General features: G+C 57.2%; 5 protein-coding genes and 2 pseudogenes. 3 read left to right on the top strand and 4 right to left on the bottom strand.

The genetic code is table 11. The features are described from left to right. Positions 1-195 (top strand): annotated as a pseudogene (locus tag WCG50_RS17100) (ATPase); the annotation flags it as partial. Between the two features lie 17 nt (positions 196-212). Here WCG50_RS17100 and WCG50_RS17095 read toward each other — a convergent pair. Then, positions 213-1,199 carry an Hsp33 family molecular chaperone HslO gene (locus WCG50_RS17095; RefSeq protein ID WP_336900801.1) on the bottom strand — a complete coding sequence of 329 codons (987 nt, stop codon included), beginning with the start codon at positions 1,197-1,199 and terminating at the stop codon, positions 213-215. Positions 1,200-1,251: 52 nt separating this feature from the next. Next, positions 1,252-1,776: a gamma carbonic anhydrase family protein gene (locus tag WCG50_RS17090; protein ID WP_336900800.1), complete on the bottom strand. Its 525-nt coding sequence runs from the start codon at positions 1,774-1,776 to the stop codon at positions 1,252-1,254. Positions 1,777-1,903: 127 nt separating this feature from the next. Between WCG50_RS17090 and WCG50_RS17085 the strand changes: the two genes are divergently transcribed. Continuing rightward, the gene (locus WCG50_RS17085) at positions 1,904-3,160 is read left to right on the top strand and encodes an HDOD domain-containing protein (protein ID WP_336900799.1); all 1,257 of its coding nucleotides are present in this window, start codon (positions 1,904-1,906) and stop codon (positions 3,158-3,160) included. 4 nt (positions 3,161-3,164) lie between these two features. Here the strand turns inward: WCG50_RS17085 and xerD are convergent, their stop codons facing one another. Beyond that, complete coding sequence (xerD, locus tag WCG50_RS17080) at positions 3,165-4,061, bottom strand: site-specific tyrosine recombinase XerD (RefSeq protein WP_336900798.1); 897 nt, start codon at positions 4,059-4,061, stop codon at positions 3,165-3,167. A 71-nt stretch (positions 4,062-4,132) separates the two neighbouring features. Here xerD and WCG50_RS17075 point away from each other — a divergent pair, with 71 nt between their 5' ends. Next, positions 4,133-5,044: an AEC family transporter gene (locus tag WCG50_RS17075; protein WP_336900797.1), complete on the top strand. Its 912-nt coding sequence runs from the start codon at positions 4,133-4,135 to the stop codon at positions 5,042-5,044. A 50-nt stretch (positions 5,045-5,094) separates the two neighbouring features. On the opposite strand, the pseudogene WCG50_RS17070 reads toward WCG50_RS17075, so the two are convergent. Next, positions 5,095-5,295: pseudogene (locus WCG50_RS17070) on the bottom strand (tRNA epoxyqueuosine(34) reductase QueG); the annotation flags it as partial.

The raw sequence follows: 5,295 nt of genomic DNA, 5'->3' as shown, positions 1-5,295 counted from the left end.
CCCTACAAAGTCATTTACGGATTGGGTGCCGACCGCCTGGAAGCGGCCCTCAATGCCATCGCGCCCTTAAGAGAAGAGCGCTTGAAGTCAAACCATAACGAGCTTGGCCACTGGCAATCAAGGTGTGAAAAATGCAGTGACCCGGTGTGTGAACATCGCCTGTTTACCGGTCAACTCAAGATTGGCTCGCGATAACGAGCCTGCGGGATCAGTTACTGCACTGCACTTGGGGCCGGCGGCAGCTCACCCCCGAGCCGAAAAATCTGGGCCGCATCAATCGGGTCAAACCGGTATTGCAAACCGCAGAATTCACAGCCCACTTCAATGTCGCCGCGCTCGGCCAGGATGCTTTCGGCTTCGTCAACACCCAAGCTGAAAATCATCTTGCTCACGCGTTCACGGCTGCAGGTGCAGGAGAAACGGGGCCCCGCCTCGCCGGTCAGTGGCTCAAACAGCGTCAGCGTTTCTTCCCAAAAAAGCCGGCGGAGAATCGTCTCGACATCCAGCGTCAACAATTCTTCACGCTTCAAAGTGGAGGCGAGTATCGAAATTCGGTTGTAGTGCTCATTGACGCCAATCTCGTCTTCATTGGCCTGGCTCACCAGACTCCCTGCCAGATTGCCAGAACCTTCCAGCGGCAGCCGTTGAATCAACAACCCGGCCGCCACCTGACCGTCAGCGGCCAGCACCAGCGTGGTGTCAAGCTGCTCACTTTGCAACATGTAGTGTTCCAGCACCTCGCTAAGTTTTTCCAGCTTTTCGCGCTTGTCATCGAACAAAGGCACGACGCCTTGATACGGCTGCTGGCCCGGAAAGCGGGTTTTAGGGTCGAGGGTGATAGCGCACTTGCCTTCGTTGTTCACATTCACCAAGTCGCTCAAACGGGCCTCTGGCGCAATGTCGCCAATGACGGTGGCGGTGGCACGCAGTCCAAAATCAGGCTGCACCTCGACCACGGCCAGTTTGACCGGACCGTCGCCAAAGATCTGCAGGATCAGCGAACCATTGAACTTGATGTTGGATTGCATCAGCGTGGCCGCTGCCACCATCTCGCCCAGCGTGTTTTGTACCGGTAACGGGTAAGGCCCCGCATTGCCCGAAGCGTGCCGACTCAGGATTTCGGTCCAGGCATCGGTCAGGCGCACCAGCACGCCGCGAACCGGCAGACCTTCAAATAAAAACTTGTGAATTTCAGACACGCACTATTCCATTCAGATTCAAAAAATATCAACGACCACCCCGGAACCGGGGTCAGGCAAGCTTGCTCAAACTGGTTTTAAAGCGACGGGCATTTTCGACGTAGTGCTGGGCGCTGCTCAGCAAACCAGCCAGTTGCTCTGGCGTTAGCTGGCGCACCACCTTGGCGGGGGTGCCCATGATCATGGAGCCATCCGGAAATTCCTTGCCCTCTGTGACCAAAGAGCCCGCGCCCACCAGACAGCCTTTGCCAATTTTGGCACCGTTAAGCACGATCGCACCAATGCCGATCAGCGAACCATCGCCCACCGTGCAGCCGTGCAGCATCACTTTATGGCCCACGGTCACATCGCAACCGATGGTCAGGGGCATGCCCACGTCTGCGTGCAGCACGCTGGTGTCCTGGATATTGGTACGTTTCCCAATGCGGATGACGTCGGTATCGCCCCGGATCACCACGCCAAACCAGACGCTGACGTCGTCTTCCAGCACGACATCGCCCATCACCTGGGCGCTGTCGGCGACCCAGGCCGAGTCAGTAATATGGGGGACTGTGCCGTCAAGTTCATAGATTGCCATGTCGATTCCGTTCCTTCAATGTGAACTGAATTGTAAGGAGGGCAGAGAATAAATGTCTTCGGGGTGCTCCTCGACCCCACGTGACCAAGGCTCCGTAAAATAGGCCAACCAACCTACCTTTTGCGCCATGTCAAATACACCCGATACTGAAAATTCGTCTGAACCTCAAGGACAAATTCCGTTCGCTTTCGCACGCCAAGCCATCGTAGACAAGAATCGGGCCGTTTTTGGCTATGAATTATTCGACCGATCAAAGTCAATGAAGGCGCACACGCTGGCCAGCGATGCGGCGTTGCTGTTTAACGTTTTATCGCATGCCGACTGTGAAGTCCTGCTTGACCGAAAAACGATATTTATCAACTGCACGCACCAAACCCTCACGGGCGGTCATCTGGAGTTAATTCAACCCGACCGGGTGGTGCTGGAGGTGCCGTCCCTGCCACAGGCGTGCGTTGAGGATGTTGAGGCTTACCTGCAAACGCTCACAGAAGTTCGCAAACGTGGCTTCCAGCTGGCCTTTGACGACAGCGTGCTGAAGGACATTTATTCAAGTTGGCTTCCGCTGGCCTCCTTCATCAAACTCGATCTTTCAGTACTATCACCTGAAGAGTTGAGTGTGGCGGTACTGTCAGCTCAAAAAAATTCCACAGCGCAACTGATTGCCGAAAAAGTGGAGACCGCTGAGCAATTCGAACTGCTTGCCAGCCTGGGCGTCAATCTGTTTCAGGGTTACTGGTTTGCCAAACCGGTTTTGATTACCGGGCAGTCGGTTCGCCCTGCGCAGGCCAACATCATTGCGTTGATCAACCTGATTCGCAAACAGGCCAGCACCGTTGAAATTGAAGAGATTTTCAAACGAGACCCCACCCTCTCGTTCAACCTGCTGCGCTTCATCAATTCGGCCGGGTTTGGCCTGAGTTGCGAGATCACCTCGTTTCGCCACGCGATCATGATGATTGGCCTCAAGAAGTTGTTCCGCTGGGCCGCGTTGCTGATGACAACCTCGCGCGCCAATGGTGTGCCATCGGCCGTAGCCAATATGGCGGTGGTTCGGGGTCGCCTGATGGAGTTGCTGGCTGCGGAACTCTTGCCGCCCGAAGAATGCGACAACGCCTTTGTGGTGGGCGTTTTTTCCTTGCTCGACACCATGCTGGGCATGCCTTTGAACAAGGCACTGGAGTCCATCTCACTGCCTGAATCGGTGGTCAACGCGCTGCAACACGGTAGCGGCATCCTGGCGCCATTTCTGGAATTGACGAAAGCCTGCGAAAGCGTTGACGATGAGGCATTTGCCAGAAACGCCAACGCGCTCCAGTTGACCAACCACCAGGTGAACTGGGCCCATTTGCAAGCCCTGGCCTGGGCCGAAACCCTGGCGGAATAAGCCCTCAGCCGCGGGGATGGTGCTGGGCATGCAGCACTTTTAGTCGCTCCCGCGCCACATGGGTGTAGATGGTGGTGGTTGAAATATCCGCGTGACCGAGCAGCATTTGCACCGCACGCAGATCGGCGCCATGGTTCAGCAGATGGGTCGCAAAGGCATGGCGCAAGGTGTGCGGCGACAGCGGTGCTGTGATGCCCGCCTCGCGCGCATATTTCTTCACAATCATCCAGAACATCACCCGGCTCATGGCAGTGCCCACTTTGGGGCCGCGCTGCGTCACAAACAAATCTTCGGTCTGCTTGCCCGCCAGCAAACTGGGGCGCGCCTGCGCCAGGTACTTGGTAATCCAAAGGCTGGCGACCTCACCAAATGGCACCAGGCGCTCTTTGTTGCCTTTGCCAAAGACCCGCAAAACGTTTTCCGACAAACTCACGTTGAACACTTTGAGTGTCACCAACTCACTCACGCGCAGGCCGCTGGCGTAAATCAACTCCAGCATGGTGCGGTCCCTCACGCCCATGGGTGTCGCAACATCGGGCGCCCACAACAGCGCCTCTACTTGGGGTTCCGTCAGGGTCTCGGGCACCCGCAGCGCCTGTTTGGCCGCCTGCAACTTGAGCGTGGGGTCGCTCACAATGAGGTGTTCCCGCAGCGCCCAGCGAAAGTAGCGCTTGAAAACCGTCAAGCGGCGGTTGGCCGTGGTGGCCTTTGTCAGGCTGTGTTTCTCCGCAAAGTAGCCATTCAAATCAGCTTCGATGGTGTCGGCCAAGGTCCGTTCACGGACCGCAAGCCAGGCCACATAGAGCGTCAAGTCACGCCGGTAGGCACTCAGGGTATTTTTTGACAAGCCTTCTTCCAACCAGAGGGCGTCGATGAAGGCATCAATGGAAGCGTCAGCCATAACGGCTGTTCAAGAAAAGGTTTTGACCGTGCATGCGCGCAGTTTAGCGGGGTGACTGGTATTCTCACCGCGTGAATTACGCTCAACTTTTATTCCCCGATTTCTCGCTGATCTTGAGCGGCTACTTGGTCTGCCGCTTCACGGCCCTCAACCGCACGGTGTGGGCGCAGGTGGAAACGCTGGTTTATTTTCTTTTTTTCCCGGTCTTGTTGTTTCACTCGATTGTGAAAAGCCCGCTCGATATTCAGTCGGCGTCGAGTCTGATTGGTGCGGGTTGGGCGCTGATGTTCTCAGGGGTCGCGTTGGCATATTCCCTGCCGTATTGGCCCTGGCTGGGGCGTCACATTCCGGTTCGGGAGCATGCGGCCAGTACCCAGATTGCGTTCCGGTTCAACTCCTTCGTCGCCCTGGCCCTGGCCGACCGACTGGCGGGCCCCCAAGGCGCGCTGATGATTGCGGTGCTGATTGGCGTCTGCGTGCCACTGAGCAACATTTTCGCCGTCTGGCCCATGGCACGCCATGCCCAGCGCGGATTCCTGAAGGAACTGGTGCGCAACCCGCTGATCATTGGCACCGCCTCCGGATTGGCGGCCAATTTGCTTGGGTTGACGATCCCTGTCTGGCTGGAGCCGACCGTCAGCCGCATTGGTGCCGCCGCTTTGGCACTGGGATTGATGGCCGCAGGCGCCGGCATGCAGTTTGGGGCGCTCACCAAAGCCAAGTCTCTGGCCATGAGTTTGCTGGCGATCCGCCACTTTTTCTTGCCCGTGGTGGCGCTGGGCCTGACGCACCTGTTTCACCTCGACCCAGTACAAACCACCATGCTGCTGGCGTTTTCCGCCTTGCCCACCGCGTCGAGTTGCTACGTGTTGGCCGCACGCATGGGCTATGACGGCGCTTATGTGGCGGGCTTGGTCACGCTCTCCACGCTGCTGGGAATGCTGAGTTTGCCGTTTGCACTGGGCGTGCTGCGGTCACTATAGTTTTAATAGCTGCTTGCGCATGTAACACGGGGTCTAGAGCCCTAAAAGGCTTATAAATCCAGCGCCCAGGCCACATGCTCACGCACCAGTTCGCTGGGGTGCCCAGCGCGTGCTGCCAGCGCCTGAATTAGCACCGGGTCGTGTTTCAAACGCAGCGCGTTGCCCATTGCCACGGCAATATTTCTGAGCCACTTCTCGTGCCCGATGCGCCGGATCGGACTGCCTTCAGTTCGGCGTAAAAAATCTTCTTC

It is taken from the genome of Rhodoferax sp. (genome assembly GCF_037143375.1).
Classification (GTDB): Bacteria; Pseudomonadota; Gammaproteobacteria; order Burkholderiales; family Burkholderiaceae_C; genus Rhodoferax.
The sequence above is the reverse complement of the archived record's forward strand: the minus strand, read 5'-3'. Positions and strand labels throughout refer to the sequence as shown.

Coding starts and splice junctions, on each gene's coding strand:
- xerD (WP_336900798.1), bottom strand. CDS start 4,061: ATGGCTGACGCTTCCATTGATGCCTTCATCGACGCCCTCTGGTTGGAA.
- WCG50_RS17085 (WP_336900799.1), top strand. CDS start 1,904: ATGTCAAATACACCCGATACTGAAAATTCGTCTGAACCTCAAGGACAA.
- WCG50_RS17090 (WP_336900800.1), bottom strand. CDS start 1,776: ATGGCAATCTATGAACTTGACGGCACAGTCCCCCATATTACTGACTCG.